Source organism: Vibrio sp. R11-SG3-ISO3-SZ (assembly GCF_059834345.1).
Genome location: NZ_JCBDGX010000011.1, coordinates 1 through 25,452, shown reverse-complemented (window position 1 = coordinate 25,452; position 25,452 = coordinate 1). Strand labels below are relative to the sequence as shown.

Sequence of the window (25,452 nt, the reverse complement as noted above, 5' to 3'; positions counted from 1 at the left end):
AGGTATTCCCGCCGATCAACTGGAACACATTTTTGAGCCACTCATTCAAGCAGGCAGTGATGCTCATCGATACCGCCAAGGGGCGGGGCTTGGCCTGTCGATCAGTCGTCAATTGATCGATTTAATGCACGGCAATCTGTACGTCAGCAGCCAGCCCATGGTGGGGACGACCTTCAGCTTTACGCTCCCGGTGGCAAGCGACGAACAAATTGCCCAAGCCAATCAGACCGTACTGCCTCACTTTAAAGCGCCTGATAATACTGAGATCGAGCTGCCTGAAGTCTCGAGCTTGCCAGAAAATCCAGACGGGCCGTTACTACTGGTGGTCGATGATGAACCGGTCAACTTGCGGGTGCTTGATAGCTTCCTGCGCCTTGAAGGCTATCGTGTGCGCTGCGCGAAAGATGGCCAAGAAGCGTTGGAAGCCTTGGATGCAGAGCCACCACAACTGTTGCTGCTCGACATCATGATGCCAGGGATGAACGGCTATCAGGTGTGTGAAAAAGTGCGTCAACAGTACGATCACGCTGCGCTGCCGGTGATCATGTTGACGGCGCTTAACCAAAGCGACGATCGCGTCAAAGGCTTCAATGCGGGCGCGAATGACTACCTATCCAAACCTTTCAACAAGCAAGAGTTAGCGGCGCGCATTCAAGCCCATTTGACCGCCAGTAAAGCGGAGCTGCGTCGACAAGAGAACCAGCAGCTGCAAATCGAGTTAAAACGACGGGCAGCGGTCGAAGCCAGCTTACTGGAAACGCAAGGACGACTGCTAGAGCAACTTGAATCGGCCCCTGAAGCCATCATTTGTGTGCGTGAAGATGGCAAAGTGCGCTTTGCAAATGAAGCGGCTTCACGCCTCTTCCGCCGCTCTGCGGAGCAGCTCAAACGCTCAAACGCAGACGAGCTTATTGCGCCAAAATACCTCAGTGTCAAACAAGATCACTACTGCGGCACTATCGATGTCTATGTAGAAGATGTTCGTCAGCATATCTCCGCCGACATCCTGCGTATGCCTGAGGGCTCCGACCTGCGCACCATGTACATCTTCAATGTGGGTGGCAGTGTCAATGCCACTCGTATCCACAACCTAGAGACGGCCATTGAGGCACTCTCTACCTTTGCCTTTGAAGGCGACAAGGCCAAACTGCAAGAACTCAAAGAGCTCGGTGGCGAATTTACTCGTTTAGCCGAGCGCGTCAGCGGTGACAATAAATCCAAGCAAGATCTGATGCGCGAAGTCTTGGTCGATGCCATGACTCAAGCGTTAGACTATTGGGAGAGCGTGACCGGTCAGACGAAATTCTCCTTTGCTGAACAAAGTGGGTTGTGGCGCGTCTACTTAGACCGCAGCACACTGCAAACTCGTACATTGGACAAATACCTACGAGTTGAAACACTGCCTAAAACGCCACGCTGGCGCACGGTATTAAGCTCGCTCGATTACATCTTGGAGCACTGCCAGGAACGCAGTCCACAGCGCGAACATATCGAAGAATTGCGCGATAAATTGCATCACTTATTGACCAACTAAGCAGATTGAGCCCGCTGCCTAGCGGGCTTTTTTCTGCCCTGAAAAACACCCTTCCTCACGCCTCAAACAGTTACTACACGGCGTAAAAAAACCATGATAGCCAGGTTATTTCTCTCGTGTGATGCGGCAAAATATCGACGATTAGCACGCTCAAATACCGGCAAGAAGGAATTATTACGGCAGTTTGCGAAGCCAATCACAACAGAACGGCAGATTATAATTAACGGGGTAAATTAACCCAAATCTGGGCACGTGACCAAGATCTCAATCAAAGCAAGCCCCGTCAACAAGACCTTATTGAAAAAGCCTAGGCGATAGTATGCACTTACAAACACGCCAAGCATGGCGCTTTTCTGCGATAGACTTCAAAGCAAAAAATTGATTAAATTTAAAACAATTACTGTGTTTTTTAACGGTTTTAACGAGTCATTGATTGGTTTTAACGTTTTTAACGGGAAAGAGGATTGCACGTTTTCCGCTTCCGGTGTTTTCTTACTGTGCCTAAGGCCTACAGGCCACTCTGGCTGACTGGGTCCTCCGTCTTGGTCAGCACCAATCTGAGGTAGGCCTTAGTGAGTGTTTATCAATTGATGACATTCCAACCATTGTGAAATGAAAGCAAATAGTAAGGAACAGCTATGCTTGCCAACATTAAGAAAACAGCACTAGCAACCGCGATTATCGCAACTGCAACTACAGGTTTTGCATCAGTAGCAACAGCGGCAGAGCGCAGTGAGCTAACCGTCCACCCTAAAGAGTTCACGACCTTTGTTCGTAACTTCAACCCGTACCTAGGTGCGACCAACCTTCACACCACAACAGACTTCATGTATGAGCCACTCGTTGTCTTCAATGAGATGCACGGCAACACACCTGTGTTCCGTTTGGCAGAAGCGTACAAGATGTCAGACGACCTAATGAGCGTCACTTTTGACATTCGTAAAGGCGTGAAATGGTCTGATGGCGAAACATTTGACGCGAACGACGTCGTGTTCTCTTTCAACCTAGTGAAAAACAAACCTGAACTGGACCAAAGCGGTATCAACTCTTGGGTTACTGGCGTTGAGAAAATCAACGACTACCAAGTGAAATTCCGCCTAACGGAAGCGAACTCAAACGTTCCTTACGAAATTGCAAAAGTGCCTGTTGTCCCTGAGCACGTGTGGAAAGACGTCAAAGACCCTGCGACATTTACTAACGAAAACCCTGTAGGTTCAGGTCCATTTACTGAAATCGACACCTTCACCGCTCAGCTCTACATTCAGTGTGCAAACCCTAACTACTGGGATGCCGACAACTTAGAGGTTGACTGTCTACGCGTTCCACAAATCGCGAATAACGACCAATTCCTAGGTAAAGTCGTGAACGGTGAGATGGACTGGACATCATCCTTCATTCCAGACATCGATCGCACGTACGCAGCAGCAAGTCCGAATCACCAATACTGGTACCCGCCAGCGGGCACACAAGCGTTTGTCGTCAACTACAAAAACCCAGATCCTGCCAAAAACGAAGCGTTGACGAATGTTGATTTCCGTCGTGCGTTCTCAATGGCACTGGATCGTCAAACCATCATCGACATCGCGTTCTACGGCGGCGGTACAGTGAATGACTTTGCCTCTGGTCTGGGTTACGCGTTTGAAGCTTGGTCTGATGAGAGCACTCACAACAAGTACAAAGGCTACAACACGTACAATGTGGAAGGTGCGAAAGAACTTCTGAAGAAAGCGGGCTTTAAAGACGTCAACAAAGATGGCTTTGTCGACACGCCATCAGGCAAATCGTTTGAGCTATTGATTCAATCACCAAACGGCTGGACCGACTTTAACAACACAGTACAGCTTGCGGTTGAACAACTCGCAGAAGTGGGCATCAAAGCCCGTGCACGTACTCCAGACTTCTCTGTCTACAACCAAGCCATGCTTGAAGGGACATACGATGTGGCGTACACCAACTACTTCCACGGTGCAGACCCATACACTTACTGGAACAGTGCGTACAACTCAGCACTGCAATCGGGTGAAGGTATGCCGCGCTTCGCGATGCACTTCTACAAAAACGACAAGCTAGATGGACTACTCAATAGCTTCTACAAAACAGCGGACAAAAATGAGCAGCTAGAGATCGCTCACGGTATCCAGCAAATCATTGCCGCTGACCAAGTGACGATTCCTGTGATGTCTGGTGCTTACATGTACCAATACAACACCACTCGCTTCACTGGCTGGTGGAACGAAGAGAATCCAAAAGGCCGTCCAAACATTTGGGCTGGTATCCCAGAGCGTCTACTTCACGTACTGGACCTAAAACCAGTGAAATAAGTGAGTTTGCTTTGTCTTTGCGGCGTGCATCCGTACGCCGCTTAATCCCCAAAACTTTAGGTTGTTAAAGCTATGGCGCCCGTCGTCAGGGGATTTTTCGCTCAAAATTTTACGGTTTGCTTGAGCGACCTGAAACCAGAAACAGGAAAAATCTGGATAAGTAAGGTGTGAGTTATGGGTTACTTTTTAAGACGTTTGTCCTTTTATTTTGTCGCTTTGCTCGTTGCTGCGACGTTAAACTTTATTATTCCGCGCGCCATGCCAGGCGACCCCGTCACCATGATGTTTGCCAATGCATCGGTTCAAGTGACGCCTGAGCGTATCGCTGCTATGAAAGAGCTACTCGGCTTTGTCGAAGGCGGCTATCTCGCTCAGTACTACGCGTACATGAAAAACATTCTGAGCTGGGAGCTCGGTACTTCGATTCAGTTCTACCCACTATCGGTGAACAAGCTGTTGGGCAGTGCCTTTGGTTGGTCACTGTTTCTCGCGGGTACCGCGGTGGTGATTTCGTTCTCACTCGGTTCTATCTTGGGCATTTTCGCCGCCTGGAAACGAGGCAGCAAATACGATGCGTTTGTCACGCCAGGCATGCTGATCATCCAAGCGGTGCCTCAAGTGGTTATCGCCATGATCGCCATGTTTGTCTTCGCCATCGGCTTGAAATGGTTCCCGACAAGCTATGCCTATACCGCAGGCACCATTCCCGACTGGACCAGTTGGGCCTTTATTAAAGATGTCGCCTATCACGCGGTTCTGCCCCTATTTTGTGCCTCTATCGTTCAGATCGGTGGCTTCTTGGTCAACATGCGTAACAACATGATCAACTTACTCGCCGAAGATTACATCACCATGGCGAAAGGAAAAGGACTCAGCGAGAACCGAGTGGTCTTCAACTACGCGGCACGTAATGCGCTCTTGCCAAGTGTTACCGCACTTTCGATGGCATTGGGTATGGCTATCGGTGGCCAGTTGATCATCGAAATCATCTTCAACTACCCCGGTCTTGGCTCTGTTCTATTTAACGCCATCAAAGCGCGTGACTACCAAGTGCTGCAAGGTCAGCTCCTGATCATGACGTTGTTTATGCTGTTCTTTAACCTTCTTGCCGACATGCTGTATGTCGTGCTCGATCCTCGCCTACGTAAGGGAGGGAAATAATCATGAAAGGTTTCTTTAAACTGATCGTTGGCAACCCGATTGCGCTCGTTGGCTGCATTATTTTGAGCCTGTTCCTATTTATCGCCCTCGCCGCGCCCATGCTGACCAAGCATGCGCCAGACAAACGTTCGGGCAACCCGCATGAGTACCCCTCTTTTGTGGTTAAAGCTGCGCAGAGCAACCCTGAAGGTTGGGTGGCTGACAACCTCGCCACGGATCGCCGCACGCTGATCATGTCGAAAAAGGCGGATCATGTCATGGGCACCACACGTATGGGCCGCGATGTTTGGTCTCAGTTTGTCCACGGCGCTCGCGTTTCACTGGCGGTTGGCTTTGGCGCAGGGATCACCGTCTGCTTTCTTGCCACCATCATCGGTATCTCTGCAGGCTACTTTGGTGGGCGCATTGATGACTTCCTCACTGCCGCAATGAACATCATGCTGGTTATCCCACAATACCCATTGCTGTTTGTTCTTGCCGCCTTCATCGGTGAAGCAGGCCCGCTAACGATTGCGCTCATTATCGGCTTTACCGCCTGGGCGTGGGGCGCGAGGGTGATACGCTCGCAAACCTTAGCATTGCGTGAGAAAGAGTTCGTCAAAGCAGCGGAAGTGTTGGGTGAGTCCTCTTGGCGCATCATTTTCGTCGAGATTTTGCCAAACCTTATCCCCATTGTTGGCGCCAGCTTCATTGGCTCAGTGATGTACGCCATCATGATGGAAGCGACCATCTCCTTCCTAGGTCTTGGTGACCCGAACACGGTCAGCTGGGGCATCATGCTCTACAACGTCCAGACTTCCTCCTCGATGCTGATTGGCGCTTGGTGGGAACTGCTGGCTCCGTGTGCGGCGCTTGTACTGCTTGTGACTGGCCTTGCCCTGCTTAACTTTGCTGTTGATGAAATTGCTAACCCGCAACTTCGTTCCCACAAAGGTATGAAGCGCTGGAAGAAACTAGCCGAGCAAGACAAGAAAGAGCGTAAACCTGAGCTCGAACCTCAACCTGCAATCTGGAGCGGAGACAAATAATCATGACAGCACCTCTCATTTCTATCCGCAACTTATGCGTTGATTACATCACAGCCGCCGGTGACGTGCGCGCCTGTAATGATGTCAGCTTCGATATTGCTCCGGGCGAGGTCTTCGGTCTCGCCGGCGAATCGGGCTGTGGTAAATCCACTGTCGCTTTCTCGCTCATGCGTCTGCACAAGCCGCCCGCGTTTATTACCGGTGGCGAGGTGATCTTCAACGGTGAAAACATCCTCAAATACAGCGATGACAGAATGCAGTCGTTCCGCTGGAGCGAGATGTCGATGGTCTTCCAAAGCGCCATGAACGCACTCAACCCCGTGTTGACCATGGAAGAGCAGTTTTGCGATGTGATCATGCGCCACACCAATATGACGCGTGAACAAGCCAGACGCCGCGCCGAAGGCTTGTTGGAGATCGTCGATATTCACCCAAGTCGCCTGACCGACTACCCTCACCAGTTCTCTGGTGGCATGCGTCAGCGTCTGGTTATTGCCATCGCTCTCGCGTTGAATCCGAAAATGATCATCATGGATGAGCCTACCACCGCGCTTGATGTGGTGGTGCAACGCGAAATCTTGCAAAAGATCTACGCGCTGAAAGAGGAGTTCGGTTTCTCTATTTTGTTCATTACTCATGATTTGTCCCTGATGGTCGAGTTCTCAGACCGTATCGGCATCATGTATTCCGGTGAACTGATTGAAGTCGCACCTTCAAAACAAATTCTTGAAAGTCCATACCACCCTTACACCAAGGGGTTGGGTAGCTCTTTCCCTCCATTAACCGGGCCGAAAACCAAATTGACGGGCATTCCTGGTAACCCACTCAACTTGCTGGAGATACCGCAAGGTTGTCGCTTCCAAGCGCGCTGTGATCGTGTCCATGACACCTGCACCCGCAAGGCGACCTCACTGCGAGAAATCGAGCCAAGTCGTTTCTCAAACTGCCACCTATACGGTGAGCCCATTGCGCAAGCAAAGTTGTAACGAATTGAGAAACTGAAGAATTTCATTGGAGACCATTATGAGCACAGAATATGGCGACTTGTTGATTGAGGGAAAAAATCTAGTCAAAGATTTCCCGATCAACAGCAATGCACTGCAACAACCTATGATGCGCGCGATCAACGACGTGTCATTCAAAATGTACAAAAGCCGCGGTTTGTCGGTGGTGGGCGAATCCGGCTCGGGTAAATCCACGACCGCGAAAATGATCGCCAAGATGTATGCGCCAACCTCCGGCGACATCATTTACAAAGGCCGCGACATTCAAACCATCAAGTCAAAATCGGACTTAATGAGTTATCGCGAAGGGGTACAAATGGTCTGGCAAGACCCATTTGGCTCGCTCAACCCAACACACAATATTTTCCACCACATTGCCCGTCCCCTGCTGATCCATAAAAAAGTCACGCCGGGCAACAAAAAAGAGCTGCAAGAGCGAGTGTACGATCTGCTGGAACAAGTGGGCCTTATTCCGCCGAAAGAGACCGCAGAAAAATACCCGCACCAGCTCTCCGGTGGTCAGCGCCAACGGGTCAACTTGGCGCGCAATATTGCCGTTGGCGCTGAGGTTGTACTTGCTGATGAACCGACCTCGATGCTCGATGTATCGATTCGTGCCGGGGTATTGAACCTGATGGAAGAGATGAAGTTCGACAAACAGATGTCACTGCTCTACATCACGCACGACATCGCCACAGCTCGCTACATCGCCGAAGATCTGGCGGTGATGTACGTGGGTCACATGGTCGAGTGGGGCGATACCGAAGAGATCATCCATAAACCTCAACACCCCTACACGCAGTTGCTGGTTTCTGCGGTGCCCGATCCGAGCAAATCGATTCACGAGAAGCTCAAAGGCAACAAAGGGGAGATTCCGCTTTGGACGCCCGTCTCAACTGGCTGTCCATTTGCAGGGCGCTGTGAGCACGCTACTGAGCGCTGCCGTGAGCAATTACCTGAGGTCACTCAGCTGTCTGAAAACCACTTTGTGCGTTGTTATCTGTTTGAACACTAATCGCGCTTAAACAGCCATCGCACCAAAACGCAGCCAAGGGCGCTCCTTGGCTGTGATGAACACCTTGAATACCCGCGCTTGCGCGGCATAAGACATACCACGTTCGGAGAACAGAATGCAGCTACTGACTAACCATCTTGGTTATGAAGCCCTTGGTCCAAAACAGGCGGTACTGATGACAAACCACGCACTAGAGACGCTCCCCACTGCTCGTCTTGTGTGCGCGAAGAGTCATCAAACGCTCGCCACCTATCAAACCGAGCCCGGTGGCACCGTTGACCATTGGCACCAAGGGCATTTTTTTCGCATTCCGTTTTCCAATTTTGATCAAATCGGCCAGTTCTACTTGGCCATTGATAGGTTGAACAAAGATACGTTAAAAAAAGAGACCTCGAGAGATAACGAGTTGAGCGCAGACGACGCCGTCCGCTCCCACACTTTCGAGATTCGCCATCAACACTTGCTCAGCGCCACGCTGTCCGATGCGCTGCACTACTTTAAGTCTCAGCGTTGTACGGGCGTGTTTGATCAGCAAGATCGCCACGTGCCCCTTTACGGCCATGATGCGTACGCGGATGTCCACGGCGGCTGGTATGACGCCTCCGGCGATGTCAGCAAATACCTCAGCCATCTATCTTATGCCAATTACTTCAATCCACAGCAGATCCCCATGGTCGTGTGGAACCTATTCAATGGCTTAGAGCAGCTGCAAACGCTCGATTCCGTCCCTGCGTTTACTCGCCTGAGAATGGCAGAAGAAGCATCGCACGGCTCCGATTTTTTAGTGCGAATGCAACATCCTGATGGCTACTTTTACATGACGGTGTTTGACCAGTGGTCAAAAGAGACCAGCAAACGCCATATTTGCGCCTATGCGACACAATTGGGCCATAAGTCCTCGGACTTTCAAGCTGGATTTCGTCAAGGTGGCGGCATCGCGATTGCTGCGCTCGCTGCCGCGGCGCAGCGCGAGCAAGGCGGAGAATATCGACCCAACGACTACTTGGCGGCAGCGGAAAAAGGCTATTGGCACCTTATCTCACACAACCGCGAGTACTTAGACGATGGCGTTGAAAACATCATCGATGAGTACTGTGCATTACTGGCCTGTTGCGAGCTCTATCGCGCCACAAAACAGACACGCTATTTGCAACAAAGCCAAGAGTGGGCCAACAAACTGATGGCACGTCAATACAGCGATGACGATCAGCGCCATTTCTGGTCCGCGAATCACGATGGCTCACGCCCCTACTTTCACGCCAGTGACGCAGGATTACCAGTGATCAGCTTGTGTCGCTATCTGGATATTGAAACCGATGCAGCGCAGCGAGACAGCGTCCAGCGTGTGATTGAACAAGCAGTCCGATTTGAACTCTCCATCACACAAGCGGTGCACAATCCCTTTGGTTACCCTCGCCAATACACTAAGCCTCTGTCAGAGGAGAAAAGCGCGCGCTTTTTTGTTCCCCATGACAATGAAACTGGCTACTGGTGGCAAGGCGAAAACGCACGGCTCGGCTCTCTAGCGAGCATGGCCCATATCGCTCAGCCCCACCTTGATAACCCGTCACTGTGTCAGCAATTGGATGGGTTTGCTGAAGACTGTTTGAGCTGGATTTTGGGCTTGAACCCATTTGATCTCTGCATGCTTGATGGCGCAGGTCACAACAACCCAGACTACCTGCCTGAGCTGGGCTTTTTTAACGCCAAAGGGGGGATTTGTAACGGCATTACCAGCGGGTTTGATGATGAACGAGACATCGCCTTCAATCCGTCCCCTCAATGTGATGACATGCTGCAAAACTGGCGTTGGGGCGAACAGTGGATTCCTCATGCGGCGTGGTATCTGCTCGCCATTTGTCATCAGGCGCGTCGCTTCTCTCAAACTCACCCGTTCTCAAAGGAGCAAGCGCAATGACCTATTTATATGTCGGCATTGATGGCGGCGGCACCTCGTGCCGAGCGCGAATCCGAGATGCGCAGGGGCGCTTACTTGGCGAGGGAAAAAGCGGTAGCGCTAACATTTTACTCGGCATCGAATCTGCCCTGACATCCATTGTCGATGCCGTCACGACAGCAGCTACTCAGGCCGAGTTGACGAGCACTGACTTCACACGCATGCACCTTGGCCTTGCCCTCGCGGGCGCGGAGCAAAAGTCTGCATGGTTTGCGATGATGGAGCAGCCTCACCCATTCGCCTCCATAGTCCTCAATACGGATGCCTATGGCGCTTGTCTTGGCGCGCATGACGGCCAAGATGGTGCCATTCTGATTGCTGGTACAGGTTCGTGCGGTCTATTGATCAACGGTGGTGAGCAGCAAGTGGTCGGTGGCCGTGAGTTTCCCATCTCCGATCAAGGCAGTGGCGCGATGATGGGGCTAAGTCTGATCCAAAAAGTGCTGCTCGCCTACGATGACATTAAGCCCAAAACACCGCTCTACCATTACGTGATGACACACTTTCACCATGACGTCGATGCGATTGTTGCCTGGTCAAAACAAGCGCTGCCTCGTGACTATGGTCAGTTTTCTCCTCAGATATTTCAATTCGCCGATGAAGGATGCCCGTTGGCACAAGCACTCTTACAACAAACCCGTGACGATATCGAAATGTGGCTGCAAGCGTTACGCCGCCGAGGCGCGACGCGCATCTGTTTGATGGGCGGTGTCGCGGAGCGCATGCAAGCGTGGCTATCGCCACCGATGAGAAGTCTGATTGTGCCTGCTAAGTTCGACGCCATCGAAGGGGCACTGATGTTTGCAGGTAAACCTGAGCACAACCTTTATAGACTGAGCGACATTCAACACGAAGGTGCACAATGAGTTATCGAGTGGATTTTGCGGTGCTCAATGAGAGCAAAGAAGGTTGCCGATTTGGCCTCACCTTGCACAACTTAACCGATCAAGACCTGCCCACCTGGCAGTTACAGTTCATTCTTGATCGCTACATTCAGCCAAGCAGTGTCAGCCACGGGCAGATTGTGCAGACTGGGAGTTTTTGCACTTTAACGCCAGATGTCGACACGTTAACCGCCAACCAACACTTTTATTGCGAATTTAGCATCAAAACCGCGCCACTACGTTTTTATACTGATGGACTAAAAGATGCGCTGCTGATCGACCTTGAGCAACGCCAAACACACGCGGTGCATGTCTCGCCGATTGCTCTCGCCTCCCCCTACCGAGAGCGGGCCGAGATCCCAGCCCGCTCAGAGCTGCCGTCAGCACCCTTGGCGCTGATCCCAAAGCCCAATGCTCTAGCACTCAAAGAGGGCGAATATCGTCTCTCTGAGCACAGCCAAATCACCTTGCAAACCGCATTAGCAGAACGCGGCGCTACTTGGCTGCAACAAGAGCTAGCCACACTGCATGATTTTGAGGTGCACACGATTGGGCAAAGTGACATCCTCTTTCGCTTGAACCCAACACTTGATGAGGGGGAATACCACTTAACCGTGACTCATCATGGTGTGCAGCTTGAATCAGGCTCGGACGTCGGTTTTATTCATGCCAGCGCCACCTTGCTGCAACTCATCAGACCCGCGAAACAAGGCAATGGGCTCGCCGTGCCGCTGGTCACCATCAGCGATAAGCCCCGTTTTCGCTATCGCGGAATGATGCTAGATTGCGCGCGCCATTTTTACTCGGTGGCACAAATCAAACGCCTCATCAACCAGCTGGCGCACTACAAATTCAACACCTTCCATTGGCACCTTACCGATGACGAAGGGTGGCGTATTGAAATCAAATCCTTGCCTCAATTAACTGAAATTGGGGCGTTTCGCGGTCCAGATTTGGCGTTGCAAGCGCAATTTAATCATCTAGGGCAGCGCTACGGTGGATACTACCGCCAAGAAGAGATCGCCGCCGTGATCGACTATGCCGCAGAACGCGGCATCACAGTGATCCCTGAAATTGATATTCCAGGCCACTGCCGAGCAGCGATCCAATCCCTACCGGAATGGCTGTATGACGCCAGCGATCGCTCAAACTACCGCAGTATCCAGCATTACAGCGACAACGTGTTGTCCCCCGCTTTGCCAGGTACCTATGCGTTTCTCGACGCGGTACTTGAGGAAGTGGCGGCGCTTTTCCCGTCTCCTTGGGTGCATATCGGCGCCGACGAAGTGCCACAAGGAGTGTGGCTAGAGAGTCCAGCGTGCATCGCGCTAATGAAAGAGCACGGCTACCAAAGCAGCAAAGAGCTACAGGGTCATCTGCTGCGTTACGCCGAGCGCAAGTTACGCAGCTTAGGTAAACGAATGGTCGGTTGGGAAGAAGCGCAACATGGTGACAAAGTGAGCAAAGATACCGTGATCTACTCTTGGCTCAGTGAGGACGCTGCATTGCACTGCGCCAAACAAGGCTTTGACGTCATCTTACAGCCTGGTCAAAGCACCTATCTCGACATGAGCCAAGATTACGCCCCTGAAGAGCCGGGGGTCGATTGGGCCAACGTGATCCCGCTTGAAAAGGCGTATCGCTACGAGCCACTGGCTGACATCGCCGACAACGACCCAATTCGACGTCGAATTTTAGGCATTCAATGTGCGCTGTGGAGCGAAATTGTCACCGAGCCTGCACGCATGGACTACATGATTTTCCCACGCCTAACCGCGCTTGCTGAAGCGGGCTGGAGTGAAAAACACCAGCGCGATTGGTTGGACTACCTTGCGCGACTTAACGCCCACTTACCGCTGCTCGACAAACAAGGGGTGGCCTATAGAGCGCCTTGGCGAACAGCTGCAAGCACTGGCGCCAAACCTCTCTCGCCAAAACCTCAAGCACCCAAACAACGAGGTGACGAGACGAAAAAATGAGCGTCGGATAGCGCTGGTTATAGACCTGCAATCCTGGCGATGAACTTAACCCATTGAATCACTACTTACAGTTTTCACTAGCTTAGATTTGGTTACTGATTGGTAACTTGTTAAAAGGAAAGACACATGAAATACGGCTATTTCGATAACGAACATCGTGAATACGTCATCACTCGACCAGACGTCCCTGCACCATGGACTAACTACTTAGGCACAGAAAAGTTCTGTACCGTCATTTCGCACAATGCGGGCGGCTACTCTTTCTACAACTCCCCTGAGTACAATCGCGTCACCAAATTCCGCCCCAATGCCAGCTTTGATCGCCCTGGGCATTACGTCTATCTGCGCGATGATGTCAGCGGTGATTACTGGTCTATCTCATGGCAGCCGGTTGCGAAGAGTTTAGACGAAGCGACCTATGAAGTGCGCCACGGCCTCTCTTACTCCAAATTCAAATGTGAGTACAGTGGCATTAGCGCGACCAAAACCTTATTTGTACCGAAAGGCGAAGACGTTGAAATTTGGGATGTGGTGATCAAAAACGCCTCAGATACGCCACGCACGATCAGCGCGTTTTCGTTCGTCGAATTCTCATTTAGCCATATTCAATCGGACAATCAAAACCACCAGATGTCACTTTACTCTGCGGGCACCGAATACCGTGACGGCGTGATTGAGTATGATCTCTACTACAACACCAACGACTTTGAAGGCTTCTATTACCTCGCCTCCACCTTCGATCCAGACTCGTATGATGGTCAACGCGATCGTTTCCTTGGTCTCTATCGTGACGAAGCCAATCCGATTGCCGTCGAGCAAGGACGCTGCTCGAACAGCGCGCAAACTTGTTACAACCACTGTGGCTCACTGCACAAACAGTTCACGCTTGCACCGGGTGAAGAAGTGCGTTTCGCCTACTTGCTGGGTATCGGAAAAGGTAATGGCGAGCGTTTGCGCGCCAAATACCAAGATGTGAGTGAGATCGATCGCGCCTTTGCCGGCATCAAAGCGCACTGGGACGAGCGCTGTAACAAGTTCCAAGTCCGCTCGCCGAACGAAGGTCTGGATACCATGATCAACACTTGGACGCTGTACCAAGCCGAGACCTGTGTTGTCTGGTCACGTTTCGCTTCCTTTATTGAAGTGGGTGGACGTACTGGGTTGGGCTATCGAGACACGGCTCAGGATGCGATTTCCGTCCCACACGCTAACCCGAAAATGACGCGCAAGCGCATTGTTGATCTGCTTCGCGGTCAGGTCAAAGCGGGATACGGTCTGCACTTGTTTGATCCTGACTGGTTCGATCCTGAAAAAGCGGATGTAAAACCCTCCAAATCACCCACAGTGGTTCCAACCCCTTCCGATGAAGATAAGATCCATGGCATTGAAGATACCTGCTCTGACGATCACCTTTGGTTAGTGCCGACCATCTGTAAATACGTGATGGAAACGGGCGAGCACGGATTTTTTGATGAAACCATTCCGTATTCCGATGGCGGCGAAGCCAGCGTCTATGAGCACATGAAAGCCGCGCTCGACTTCTCGGCTGAGTACGTTGGTCAAACGGGTATCTGTAAAGGCCTGCGCGCTGACTGGAATGACTGTCTCAACCTTGGTGGCGGCGAGTCATCGATGGTCTCTTTCCTCCATTTCTGGGCACTGCAAGAGTTCATCGACTTGGCCAAGTTCCTTGGTAAAGAGGAGGATGTGGAGAAATACAGCCAAATGGCGGCGAACGTCCGTGAAGCGTGTGAAACTCACCTCTGGGACGACGAAGGCGGTTGGTACATTCGCGGCTTGACCAAAAATGGCGACAAAATTGGTACTGCGCAGCAAAAAGAAGGCCGTGTTCATCTGGAGTCGAACACCCTCGCCGTCCTCTCTGGTGCAGTCTCGCAGCAGCGTGGCGAGCGTGCCATGGACGCGGTTGATGAACACCTGTTCTCCGAATACGGCTTGCATCTCAACTCGCCATCGTTCGCTACCCCTAATGACGACATCGGTTTTGTTACTCGCGTCTACCAGGGCGTGAAAGAAAACGGCGCCATCTTCTCACACCCTAACCCTTGGGCTTGGGTCGCAGAGGCCAAACTGGGCCGCGGCGATCGTGCGATGAAGTTCTACGATGCGCTCAACCCATACAACCAAAACGACATCATCGAGAAACGTGTCGCTGAACCTTATTCCTACGTGCAATTTATTATGGGGCGCGATCATCAAGATCATGGCCGCGCCAACCACCCTTGGCTAACCGGCACCTCAGGCTGGGCTTACTTTGCGGTCACCAACTTTATTTTGGGTGTGCGCAGTGGCTTTGATGGCCTAACCATCGCCCCGTGTATACCAACCGATTGGCCGGGCTTTGAGGTGACGCGTGAGTGGCTAGGTGCCACTTATCACATCAAAGTCGACAATCCGAATTCGGTGAGCAAAGGGGTTCAATCCATCACGGTGAACGGCCAAGCCGTCGAGGGTGTGGTTCCGGTTCAGCCTCAAGGCTCTGTCAACCAAGTGGTCGTGGTATTGGGATAACGAGTCAGCCCAGAGCGTCCTTGCGCCGCTCTGGGCTTGATAGAAAGGAAAACAACTATGAGTTCAGCAATTAAATTTGGCACCGGTGGTTGGCGTGCGTTTATTGGTGAAGCGTTCACAAAAGACAATGTGCGCCTTGTTGCCCAAGCGCTGGCCAATATCATCAATCACGAACAGGTCAGCGACCGCGGATTCGTGATTGGTTATGACCGCCGCTTTCTCTCCGATAAAGCGGGCCGCTGGTTTGCTGAAGTGCTTGCAGCGAACGGGATCTGCGTGAGTTTTATCGACAAATTTGTGCCCACCCCTATCGTGATGTTCAAGGCCAAGCAGATGAATTGCGCCTACTCGGCATGCATCACCGCCTCGCACAACCCAGCGGATTACAATGGTATCAAGGTGTTCATCGAAGGTGGCCGCGACGCCGATGAAGTGATCACACAAAAGATCGAAGCGCAAATTGAAACCCTCAGCCAAGGTGATGTGTTGAGCATGGAGTTTGAGCAGGCACTTGATAGCCAGCGTATTAAGCTCATTAATCCAATGAACGAGTTTGTCGATTCCATCATCGATTTCATCGACATTGAAGCTATTAAAAAAGCCAACTTACGCGTTCTCATCGACCCGATGTTTGGTGTCGCGAAGAACGCTTTGCAAACCGTTTTGATTAACGGGCGCTGCGATGTGGATGTGATTCACGATGGCAAGAACCCCGATTTTGGCGGGCTGATGCCCTCACCTAGCGCTGCAACCTTATATCGCCTCAAACATCTGGTCGCAGCAGAAGGCTACGACATTGGTATTGGTACCGATGGGGATGCCGACCGTTTAGGCATCATTGATGAAAAAGGTCATTTTATTCACCCCAACGAAGTGCTGATACTGCTCTATTACTACCTACTTGAGTACAAGGGCTGGAAAGGTGCGGTGGTGCGTAACATCGCGACCACTCACCTGCTCGATAAGATCGCCGCAGATCATGGTGAAGCGTGTTATGAAGTCCCGGTAGGCTTTAAACACATCAGCTCCAAGATGGAAGCGCACGATGCGCTGATCGGCGGAGAGAGCTCAGGCGGCTTGACCATCCGTGGTCACATCAAGGGCAAAGATGGGGTATTTGCATCCAGCTTATTGGTGGAGATGATCTCCGTTACTGGAAAAAAACTCTCCGAACTGCTTGGTGAAATCTATTCACGCTACGGTTACGCCTATACCGCAGAAGGAGATTGTACGTTTAAAGCGGCGCAAAAACAGGCGCTGTATGATCGCCTCTACGTCGAGAAGCAACTGCCTGAATTTGAGTATGACATCGACAAAGTCAGCTACGAAGATGGCGCGAAAGTGGTGTTTAAAAATGGTGGATGGGTCATCGCACGTTTCTCTGGCACTGAGCCGCTACTGCGAATTTTTGCTGAGATGGCAGACCAAGCCACGGCTGAAAAAGTGGTGCTGCAAATGAAAACCTTCCTCAAACTCTAGACTTCATCGCGATCCATCTTGGGTCCACCCTATAGGTGAAGAAGATTTGCCCGGTACTATACCGGGCATTTTTTTGTCGGAATGTCCGCTCTAGACTAGAACGCCAATACACCTTGGGTATCCACTTTGACAGACACATGTTGGCCAATCATCAACGGCTCAGGGGAGCTGGCGAGCAAGAGATTACCACCCGCATTGATGACATAACGGCAGTGATCGCCCATAAACTGCTGCTCTAACACCGAGATACTGCTCTCTTGAGTCGCACTGATCTGGACATGTTGTGGACGAAGTAACAATTCACATTCGCCGCCTTGAGAGATCTCATGTTGCGCGGTCGCTTCAATCACGCCGAGTTCGGTTTCGAACTCAGACGATGAGATGCGCTTGGCTTTGATGTAACTGCCGCCGCCCAAGAAATCCGCCACAAATTTACTCGACGGTTGGTAGTAAAGCTCGCCTGCCGTCCCGTATTGCTCAATGACGCCGTGGTTCATCACCGCCATTTTGTCTGCAAAGGCAAAGGCCTCTTCGCGGCTATGGGTGACGAATATCGCCGTGACGCCCTGCTTTTTGAAAATCTTGCGAATTTCACCAATCAGCTCATGGCGCACTTGGGTATCGATGTTAGAGAACGGCTCATCAAGCAAGAGCAAGTCCGGCTTGTACGCCAAAGAGCGAGCAATGGCCACGCGCTGCTGTTGACCCCCCGACAGCTGATGCGGGTAGCGATCGCCATAACCACTGAGATGCACCAATTCCAGCATCTCTTCCACGCGCTGATGTTTGTCTTGCGCTGAGAGCGCGGTCAAACCAAAGGCAATGTTTTGTTCTACCGTCAGATGGGGAAACAGCGCGTAATCTTGGAAAATCATACCGATGTTGCGCTGCTCTGGCGGCAACCAGTGCTCGCCATTATCAATCACGTTGCAATTGAGACTCATGGTGCCTGAACTGAGCGGAAGCAGACCAGCAATCGCTTTGAGCAACGTCGTTTTCCCACAACCACTGGCGCCAAGTAGACAGACAATTTCACCATGCTCGACCCGCAAAGATAACGACTCGAGTACCGTGGTCTGGTCGTCATATTTACAAGTGAGGTTTTCAATAGATAGCGCGCAACTCATCAGTGTGTGTGCTCCAGTGAACGGTTGATCAGAACTAAAGGAATAAGACCAACGAGAACCAACAATACGGCGGGTAACGCCGCCAACTCCAATTTCTCATCGGAGGCAAAATTGTAGACGTAGGTCGCTAAGGTTTCGAAGTTAAATGGGCGGAGCAAAAGAGCGGCGTTGAGCTCTTTCATCGACTCAATAAACACCAACAGGCCCGCAATCAAAGCGCCGCGACGCACCAGTGGGAAGTGAACCCGCCACACCATCTGATTGACGCTACACCCCATGGTGCGCGACGCCATATCCAGTGAGGGCGACACTTTACTCAAACTGCTTTCAATGCTGCCAATCGCCACCGCTGAAAAACGCACCACCATGGCGAAGATAACTGCAAACATAGAACCAGAGAAAATCAACCCTGGGCGTCCCCACTCCATCCATTTAGCGACATCATTAACCAAATGATCGAGACTGAGTACAGGCACCATGATACCAATTGCCAATACTGTGCCCGGCACCGCATAGCCCAGTGAAGAGAGGCGCATAAAACTGACGCTGGTCTTACTCGGCGTAATCCGCTGGCAGAAGTTGAGTACCAAAGCGATCGCCACACCAATCAACGCAGCGGAAATAGAAACATAGAGACTATTGAGCGCAAATTGGCGAAACTCTGCGGTCCAGCTTTGTGAGAAGTAGGTGTAGGCATACATCAGCAGTTGACCCAACGGGAAAAGAAAAGCGATACAAACCAAACCCCAACACCAAATTAGGGCCAGCCACTTCTTCCAACCCGTTAGCACATAACGAAAATCTTCACGGCTATTAAACTGCTGCTGAAACAGCTTTTGTTTGCGTCGACTGTAGCGTTCCGCGCTAAGCAGCAAGATCACAATCAGCAACATGATGGCGGAAATTTTTGCTGCGGCCGTTAAGCTTGAGTAGCCTAACCAAGTGTCATACACCGCGGTCGTTAACGTATTGACCGCGAAATAGCTGACTGTACCAAAATCGCCGATGGTCTCCATCGCAACCAGCGACAACCCCACTGCCATCGCTGGGCGTGCCAGTGGCAATGAAATGCGGCAAAAGCTCTCCCAAGGGGAGCACTTCAATAAGCGCGCCGATTGCAACAGCGACACATTCTGTTCCATAAACGCAGCGCGGCACAGCAGATACACGTAGGGGTAAAGCACCAACGACAGCACCACCACCGCACCGCTTAAAGTGCGAATATCAGGAAACCAGTACTCACCCGGTCCCCAGCCAGTGACGCCGCGCAACCACACCTGCACCGGGCCAGCAAAATCAAACCAATCGGTAAAGATGTATCCGACAATATAGGCAGGCATGGCCAGCGGTAAGACCAATGCCCACTGTAATACTCGCTCACTGGGCAGGCGACACATCGCCATCAGCCAAGCGCTCGGCACACCAAAAAGCAGAGAAAATGCCATGGTTCCCAGTGCTAGCAGCACAGTGTTGTAAGTGTAAGTTGGGAGAACAGTCGACATCAGATGGCCAAAGAGGTCATCTGTCTCGCCGATGGCGGTGTAGAATATCGCTAAGATCGGTAAAACCAGCAACAAAGCAAGCGCTCCACTGCTGGTTTTCCATGAATAATATTTTTCTTTCATTGCCTATTTATCATCAGGCTGTATGAGGGATAGATGCAGTTGCAAATACATCTCATATCCTTTAACCGTATAGGTGTATTTATACCCTTATAAGCAAACAACCTCAAGCTCGGCAAAGAAAAGCGAGACTTGAGGTTGTCTTTAATTAATGGTCTGAATGAGAAGAATTACAGATCAAACTTCACTTCATCAAGCAGTTTCACTGCTGCTTCGTGGTGATCGGCGATCTCATCTAGCGAGAGAGTATCGGCTTTAAAGTCACCCCAAGAAGCCACGAGCTCTGAACGTTTTACACCCGCTTTGACTGGGTATTCGTAGTTCACTTCTGCGTACATCTCTTGCGCGACGTCATCCGCAAGGAATTCCATCAGCTTCACTGCGTTCTCTTTGTTAGGCGCGTATTTTGCCATCGCCATACCTGAGATGTTCACGTGTGTACCTGTGGTGCTTTGGTTCGGGAAGTTGATGTACACCGCGTCAGCCCACGCTTTCTGCTCTGGATCGTTAACCATTGCGCCTAGGTAGTAGCTGTTACCTAGCGACACGTCACACAAACCTTCTTTAATGGCTTTCACTTGTGCACGGTCATTACCTTGCGGTTTACGTGCTAGGTTCGCTTTCACCCCTTCCAACCAAGCTTTGGTCGCAGCTTCGCCTTCATGAGCAATCATAGAGGAGATCAGTGATACGTTGTATGGGTGCTTACCGCTACGTGTACAGATTTTGCCTTTGAACTCTGGCTTGGCTAAATCGGCGTAAGTGAAGTCTTCACCCAATTTGCCTACGCGGTCGCGCGAAGAGTAAACGCTGCGAGTACGTGTCGTCAGAGCAAACCATTCGTTATTTTCATCTTGGTATTGAGCAGGAATGTTGCTCTCAAGCACGTCACTGTTTACCGCTTGCACCAGACCTTTGTCGGTAAGCTCAGCTAAGCGGCTGATGTCAACAGTGAGCACGACGTCTGCTGGGCTGTACTCTCCTTCCTGAGCGAGCTTTTCTGCGATCCCTGTTTTCGCAAACTTGACGTTTACTTTGATACCGGTTTCTTTGGTAAATTCGTTGAACATCGGCTCAACAAGGAAAGGCTGGCGGTAAGAGTAGACATTTACTTCTTCTGCAGCGAGAGCCGCGGTTGGGGCAACAGTTGCACAGGCTAATGCAGAAAGAGTCAGCAGTTTTTTCATCGAGTCAATCCTTTAGATTTATATAGTAATGATAATGTTTATCAATACGTTTATTATATTCAACAAACTTTAGAAAACAATCCATCAATAAGCAAAACAGGCGGGTTAACGGCTGATTTTAAACCCCTTTATTTGTAACAACTTGTATCACATCTAACCAAATATTGATTAATTTTGTATCAACTCAGTCTCAAAAGCCAGAGCGTATCTATGGTGCTTTTACTCAGCCCCTGAAGCATAGATCAAAAAAAGCCCACACTGAGTGTGGGCTTCATACTTTGTATTAAAAAGTGATTTATTTCACAGTCACGAACTCTGGGTAAGCACCAACACCACAGTCGTGCATGTCCATACCTTCCATCTCTTCGTCTTCAGAGACTCGGATACCCATTGTTGCTTTCAAGATACCCCAGACCACTAGGCTTGCACCGAATACCCAAGCGAAGATCACTGCAGCACCAAGAAGCTGTGCACCGAATGAAGCGTCACCGTTGCTTAGTGGCACAACCATCAGGCCGAAGAAGCCACACACACCGTGAACAGAGATAGCACCCACTGGATCGTCAATCTTAAGTTTGTCTAGACCGATGATGCTAAACACAACCAATGCACCTGATACCGCACCGATAGCCACAGAGTAAAGTGGTGATGGTGACAGTGGGTCTGCGGTGATAGCTACCAAGCCCGCCAACGCACCGTTAAGAATCATAGTCAGGTCTGCTTTACCCCAAGTGGTTTTACAAACAAACAGCGCTGCAATGGCACCTGCTGCGGCTGCGGCATTGGTGTTTAGGAAGATTTGACCAACCGCTGTTGCGTTCTCGAAATCTGATACCATCAACTGTGAACCACCGTTGAAGCCGAACCAACCGAACCATAGGATGAAGGTACCCAACGTTGCCAATGGCATGTTTGAACCAGGAATTGGGTAGATTTCACCGTTTTTGCCGTATTTACCTTTACGTGCACCAAGAAGAAGTACGCCTGCCAATGCTGCTGCTGCGCCTGCCATGTGAACAATACCAGAGCCTGCAAAGTCGCTAAAGCCCGCTTCAGATAGGAAGCCACCGCCCCAAGTCCAGTAACCCTCGACTGGGTAGATGAAGGCTGTAAGTACGACAGCGAAAATCAAGAAAGCCCATAGCTTCATACGCTCAGCCACTGCGCCAGAGACAACCGACATCGCCGTCGCCACGAACACAACTTGGAAGAAGAAGTCAGACTCAAGGGAGTGGTCTGCACCTTCACCTTGCGTACCAATCAGCGCACCGATTGATGGTAGCCAACCGCCTTCGCCGTTGTCGACGTACATAATGTTGTAGCCAACCACCAAGTACATGGTACAAGCGATAGCGTATAGGCAGAAGTTTTTGGTTAGGATTTCAGTGGTGTTCTTTGAACGTACTAGACCCGCTTCCAGCATCGCAAAACCCGCAGCCATCCACATAACTAACGCACCTGAAATGAGGAAGAAAAAGGTGTCTAGTGCGTAACGTAACTCTGTTACTGTTGTTGATAATTCCATCGTGTTTATCTCCAGTCCTTTGAATTCTTAAAGTGCCTCAACATCCGTCTCACCAGTACGAATACGCACTGCTTGACTTAGGTCGTAGACAAAAATCTTACCGTCACCAATTTTTCCGGTGTGCGCCGCTTTCGTGATGGCTTCGATAACGCGGTCAACGTTTTCAGCCTGAGTGGCGATCTCTAGTTTTACTTTGGGTAGAAAATCGACTTGATATTCTGCACCACGGTAAAGTTCTGTATGGCCTTTTTGACGACCAAAGCCTTTCACCTCTGATACAGTCATCCCCTCGATGCCCACATCGGCTAACGCCTCTCGAACATCATCTAATTTGAACGGTTTGATAATCGCATTAATAAGTTTCATCGCATCCTCTCTGAAGCAGTCATCCTTTTGCTTTTCTATAATCCAAGGTGCGTGCCAAGTTTTTAAACCATTGATAAATATGAAATTACATTAAATTCCCATCCTGTAGAACGAAAAACGCGCACCATAAAGGTGCGCGCGCTTCCCAAAAACAGAGCATCCGTGAATTCATTCACCAATAGGGTGCATTACATTGTTCGAAGAAAGGATTTCCACTGGTCGAGCAGTTGTTCGAAATCTTCCAAACCGCAGCTTGCACGGCTCTCGCTCTCATACAACTCAAACTCACTTTCCGCGCCAAGGTCAAAGTCATGCTTTAAGCTGTTCTCTTCCACTAACACTTCATCACCTTGAACTGTCAGAGAAATTTCTCGGCCTTCTAAAATGCACTCTTGCTGAGGCGCAGCTTTCGCACTGGCTAGCAACTGATCAATGCTCTCGAGTTTGACGGGGTCTTGACCAATTTCTTCCTGAAGCCAGCGACCAAAGACCTCATGCCCCATACTGGATCTTACGTAGACGTCACCCAGTAAGGTATTCTTAATAAATTCAAATTCCATAATTGAACCACCTACCCAGAAAAAGTCGTGAAGAAAAGGCGCGCACTATACCTAAAATCGGCCTCAGACACTCTAAAAATCGACACCGTGAGCCTAAAAAACAGAGATAAAAAAAGCGCCTGCCGAAGCAGACGCTGATCTGTCATATTCGCTAGAGCGTGATTACGCTGGTTCTTGGAAGATCACGGTATCCGCTTTCTTGGTGTACTGTTCCATCTTGTGGAAGTTCAAGTAGCGATAGGTATCCGCCGCGGTCGCATTGATCTTCGCCGCGTACTCAAGATACTCTTCTTTAGTAGGGATGCGGCCTATGATAGCGCCCACTGCCGCGAGCTCAGCGGAAGAGAGGAACACATTCGCGCCGGTACCTAAACGGTTCGGGAAGTTACGCGTTGAGGTCGACATGACCGTCGCTTTATCCGCTACGCGCGCTTGGTTACCCATACAGAGTGAACACCCTGGGGTTTCAATACGCACACCCGCACGGCCGTAGATGCCGTAATAGCCTTCTTCGGTCAATTGATCGCGGTCCATCTTGGTTGGCGGCGCTACCCAGAGACGTGTATTCAAGGTACCACCATATTGCTCAAGCAATTTACCTGCTGCACGGAAGTGACCAATGTTGGTCATGCACGAGCCAATGAAGACTTCGTCAATCTCAGTGCCTTGCACTTGAGAAAGTAGGCGCGCATCATCCGGATCGTTTGGCGCACACAAGATAGGTTCGTTGATCTCGGCAAGATCAATCTCAATCACGTGCGCGTACTCCGCGTCCGCGTCGGCTTCCATTAGTTCAGGGTTAGCCAACCACTCTTGCATCGCTGTAATGCGACGCTCGATGGTGCGGCGATCGCCGTAACCTTCGGAGATCATCCACTTCAACATGGTGATGTTTGAGTTGAGGTACTCTTCAATTGACGCTTGAGAGAGCTTGACCGTACAGCCTGCTGCACTGCGCTCTGCTGAGGCATCAGAGAGCTCAAACGCTTGCTCAACCGTTAAGTGCTCCACCCCTTCAATCTCAAGTACGCGACCTGAGAACTCATTGATCTTACCTGATTTTTCAACCGTCAATAGACCTTGTTGAATCGCATAGTAAGGGATCGCATGCACCAAATCACGCAAGGTGATACCCGGCTGCATCTCGCCTTTGAAGCGCACCAAGATAGACTCAGGCATATCCAATGGCATCACACCCGTCGCTGCGGCAAACGCCACCAAGCCAGAACCGGCAGGGAAAGAAATGCCAAGAGGGAAACGAGTATGCGAGTCACCACCTGTACCTACGGTATCTGGCAGCAACATGCGGTTTAACCAAGAGTGGATAACACCGTCACCAGGGCGCAAAGAGACACCGCCACGGTTCATAATGAAGTCTGGCAAGGTATGGTGAGTATTCACATCCACCGGTTTTGGATACGCAGAGGTATGACAGAATGACTGCATAACAAGGTCTGCGGAGAAACCAAGACACGCCAAGTCTTTCAACTCATCACGCGTCATTGGGCCCGTCGTATCTTGCGAGCCGACCGTGGTCATCTTAGGTTCACAGTATTGACCTGCGCGGACACCTTCAACGCCACACGCTTTACCGACCATTTTCTGAGCCAGAGTAAAGCCCTTAGTTGACGATGATGGGTCAACGGGTTTTGCAAAGAGATCGGTCTCTTCAAGACCGAGCGATGCGCGCGCGCGACTGGTTAAGCCACGACCGATAATAAGAGGAATACGGCCACCCGCTCGCACTTCATCAAGCAGCACTTTGCTCAGCTCGAAACGAGAAATCTCTTCGCCATCTTTACGTACCACACCTTCGTACGGGAAGATGTCGATCACATCGCCCATATTCATCTGTTGTACGTTCAATTCAATCGGTAGCGCGCCTGAATCTTCCATGGTGTTGTAGAAGATAGGGGCAATTTTGCCACCCAAGCAGATACCGCCGGTGCGTTTATTAGGTACGTATGGGATATCTTCGCCCATAAACCACAGCACTGAGTTGGTCGCGGATTTACGCGAAGAACCGGTGCCCACAACATCACCCACGTAAGCGAGTGGGATGCCGTCTTTTTTCAACTCTTCGAGTTGCGTGATAGGGCCAACACTACCAGGTTGATCTGGGTTGATGCCTTCACGCTCCATTTTCAGCATCGCTTTCGCGTGAACAGGAA

Annotated in this window: 17 protein-coding genes and 1 pseudogene; 11 read left to right on the top strand and 7 right to left on the bottom strand. The window is 50.8% G+C overall.

The features are described from left to right. The 11 genes and pseudogenes from AC6R1O_RS01610 to AC6R1O_RS01560 form a co-directional block, all read left to right on the top strand. Positions 1-1,534, top strand: a 1,534-nt coding sequence (locus AC6R1O_RS01610; RefSeq protein ID WP_500656388.1) for a response regulator, incomplete at its 5' end; no start/stop codon positions are given. A gap of 638 nt (positions 1,535-2,172) precedes the next feature. Beyond that, on the top strand, positions 2,173-3,855 hold the full coding sequence (locus tag AC6R1O_RS01605; protein WP_334568394.1) for an ABC transporter substrate-binding protein: 1,683 nt from the start codon (positions 2,173-2,175) through the stop codon (positions 3,853-3,855). Positions 3,856-4,029: 174 nt separating this feature from the next. After that, positions 4,030-5,016 (top strand): ABC transporter permease, encoded by a 987-nt coding sequence (locus AC6R1O_RS01600; RefSeq protein ID WP_334553976.1) that lies wholly within the window; start codon positions 4,030-4,032, stop codon positions 5,014-5,016. 2 nt (positions 5,017-5,018) lie between these two features. Next, entirely contained in the window at positions 5,019-6,044 is a 1,026-nt protein-coding gene (locus AC6R1O_RS01595; protein ID WP_500656387.1) for an ABC transporter permease, read from the top strand. A 2-nt stretch (positions 6,045-6,046) separates the two neighbouring features. Continuing rightward, on the top strand, positions 6,047-7,030 hold the full coding sequence (locus AC6R1O_RS01590; RefSeq protein ID WP_334553972.1) for an ABC transporter ATP-binding protein: 984 nt from the start codon (positions 6,047-6,049) through the stop codon (positions 7,028-7,030). 37 nt (positions 7,031-7,067) lie between these two features. Next, entirely contained in the window at positions 7,068-8,063 is a 996-nt protein-coding gene (locus AC6R1O_RS01585) for an ABC transporter ATP-binding protein (protein WP_334553970.1), read from the top strand. Between the two features lie 115 nt (positions 8,064-8,178). Then, complete coding sequence (locus tag AC6R1O_RS01580; protein WP_500632737.1) at positions 8,179-9,981, top strand: glycoside hydrolase family 9 protein; 1,803 nt, start codon at positions 8,179-8,181, stop codon at positions 9,979-9,981. Beyond that, positions 9,978-10,886, top strand: coding sequence for a glucosamine kinase nucleotide-binding domain-containing protein (locus AC6R1O_RS01575; protein ID WP_500656386.1), 909 nt, complete (start codon positions 9,978-9,980; stop codon positions 10,884-10,886). The genes AC6R1O_RS01580 and AC6R1O_RS01575 overlap by 4 nt, the downstream gene beginning before the upstream one ends. Further along, positions 10,883-12,802 (top strand): annotated as a pseudogene (locus tag AC6R1O_RS01570) (beta-N-acetylhexosaminidase); the annotation flags it as partial. The gene AC6R1O_RS01575 and the pseudogene AC6R1O_RS01570, both read left to right, overlap by 4 nt. A gap of 207 nt (positions 12,803-13,009) precedes the next feature. After that, positions 13,010-15,415, top strand: coding sequence for a glycoside hydrolase family 94 protein (locus AC6R1O_RS01565; protein WP_500632739.1), 2,406 nt, complete (start codon positions 13,010-13,012; stop codon positions 15,413-15,415). Positions 15,416-15,472: 57 nt separating this feature from the next. Continuing rightward, positions 15,473-16,894, top strand: coding sequence for a phosphoglucomutase/phosphomannomutase family protein (locus AC6R1O_RS01560; RefSeq protein ID WP_500632740.1), 1,422 nt, complete (start codon positions 15,473-15,475; stop codon positions 16,892-16,894). A gap of 95 nt (positions 16,895-16,989) precedes the next feature. On the opposite strand, the gene AC6R1O_RS01555 is transcribed toward AC6R1O_RS01560, so the two are convergent. The 7 genes from AC6R1O_RS01555 to AC6R1O_RS01525 form a co-directional block, all read right to left on the bottom strand. Then, positions 16,990-18,021 (bottom strand): ABC transporter ATP-binding protein, encoded by a 1,032-nt coding sequence (locus AC6R1O_RS01555; RefSeq protein WP_487902098.1) that lies wholly within the window; start codon positions 18,019-18,021, stop codon positions 16,990-16,992. Next, positions 18,021-19,646, bottom strand: a complete 1,626-nt coding sequence (locus tag AC6R1O_RS01550; protein ID WP_500632741.1) for an ABC transporter permease — start codon at positions 19,644-19,646, stop codon at positions 18,021-18,023. Before AC6R1O_RS01550 ends, AC6R1O_RS01555 begins: the two co-directional genes overlap by 1 nt. Before the next feature lie 167 nt (positions 19,647-19,813). Next, complete coding sequence (locus tag AC6R1O_RS01545) at positions 19,814-20,830, bottom strand: Fe(3+) ABC transporter substrate-binding protein (protein ID WP_500629319.1); 1,017 nt, start codon at positions 20,828-20,830, stop codon at positions 19,814-19,816. Positions 20,831-21,125: 295 nt separating this feature from the next. Continuing rightward, positions 21,126-22,355, bottom strand: a complete 1,230-nt coding sequence (locus tag AC6R1O_RS01540) for an ammonium transporter (RefSeq protein WP_334553955.1) — start codon at positions 22,353-22,355, stop codon at positions 21,126-21,128. Between the two features lie 27 nt (positions 22,356-22,382). After that, on the bottom strand, positions 22,383-22,721 hold the full coding sequence (gene glnK / locus AC6R1O_RS01535) for a P-II family nitrogen regulator (RefSeq protein WP_334553954.1): 339 nt from the start codon (positions 22,719-22,721) through the stop codon (positions 22,383-22,385). Positions 22,722-22,909: 188 nt separating this feature from the next. Further along, positions 22,910-23,281, bottom strand: coding sequence for a YacL family protein (locus AC6R1O_RS01530; RefSeq protein ID WP_500630126.1), 372 nt, complete (start codon positions 23,279-23,281; stop codon positions 22,910-22,912). Positions 23,282-23,443: 162 nt separating this feature from the next. Continuing rightward, on the bottom strand, positions 23,444-25,452 hold a 2,009-nt coding region (locus AC6R1O_RS01525), incomplete at its 5' end, for a bifunctional aconitate hydratase 2/2-methylisocitrate dehydratase (protein WP_500656385.1).

Bases quoted from the DNA above. Each gene is read 5' to 3' on its own strand.
- AC6R1O_RS01550 (WP_500632741.1), bottom strand. From the start codon at position 19,646: ATGAAAGAAAAATATTATTCATGGAAAACCAGCAGTGGAGCGCTTGCT.
- AC6R1O_RS01595 (WP_500656387.1), top strand. From the start codon at position 5,019: ATGAAAGGTTTCTTTAAACTGATCGTTGGCAACCCGATTGCGCTCGTT.
- AC6R1O_RS01530 (WP_500630126.1), bottom strand. From the start codon at position 23,281: ATGGAATTTGAATTTATTAAGAATACCTTACTGGGTGACGTCTACGTA.
- AC6R1O_RS01600 (WP_334553976.1), top strand. From the start codon at position 4,030: ATGGGTTACTTTTTAAGACGTTTGTCCTTTTATTTTGTCGCTTTGCTC.
- AC6R1O_RS01575 (WP_500656386.1), top strand. From the start codon at position 9,978: ATGACCTATTTATATGTCGGCATTGATGGCGGCGGCACCTCGTGCCGA.
- AC6R1O_RS01560 (WP_500632740.1), top strand. From the start codon at position 15,473: ATGAGTTCAGCAATTAAATTTGGCACCGGTGGTTGGCGTGCGTTTATT.
- AC6R1O_RS01540 (WP_334553955.1), bottom strand. From the start codon at position 22,355: ATGGAATTATCAACAACAGTAACAGAGTTACGTTACGCACTAGACACC.
- AC6R1O_RS01555 (WP_487902098.1), bottom strand. From the start codon at position 18,021: ATGAGTTGCGCGCTATCTATTGAAAACCTCACTTGTAAATATGACGAC.
- glnK (WP_334553954.1), bottom strand. From the start codon at position 22,721: ATGAAACTTATTAATGCGATTATCAAACCGTTCAAATTAGATGATGTT.
- AC6R1O_RS01605 (WP_334568394.1), top strand. From the start codon at position 2,173: ATGCTTGCCAACATTAAGAAAACAGCACTAGCAACCGCGATTATCGCA.
- AC6R1O_RS01580 (WP_500632737.1), top strand. From the start codon at position 8,179: ATGCAGCTACTGACTAACCATCTTGGTTATGAAGCCCTTGGTCCAAAA.
- AC6R1O_RS01585 (WP_334553970.1), top strand. From the start codon at position 7,068: ATGAGCACAGAATATGGCGACTTGTTGATTGAGGGAAAAAATCTAGTC.
- AC6R1O_RS01590 (WP_334553972.1), top strand. From the start codon at position 6,047: ATGACAGCACCTCTCATTTCTATCCGCAACTTATGCGTTGATTACATC.
- AC6R1O_RS01565 (WP_500632739.1), top strand. From the start codon at position 13,010: ATGAAATACGGCTATTTCGATAACGAACATCGTGAATACGTCATCACT.
- AC6R1O_RS01545 (WP_500629319.1), bottom strand. From the start codon at position 20,830: ATGAAAAAACTGCTGACTCTTTCTGCATTAGCCTGTGCAACTGTTGCC.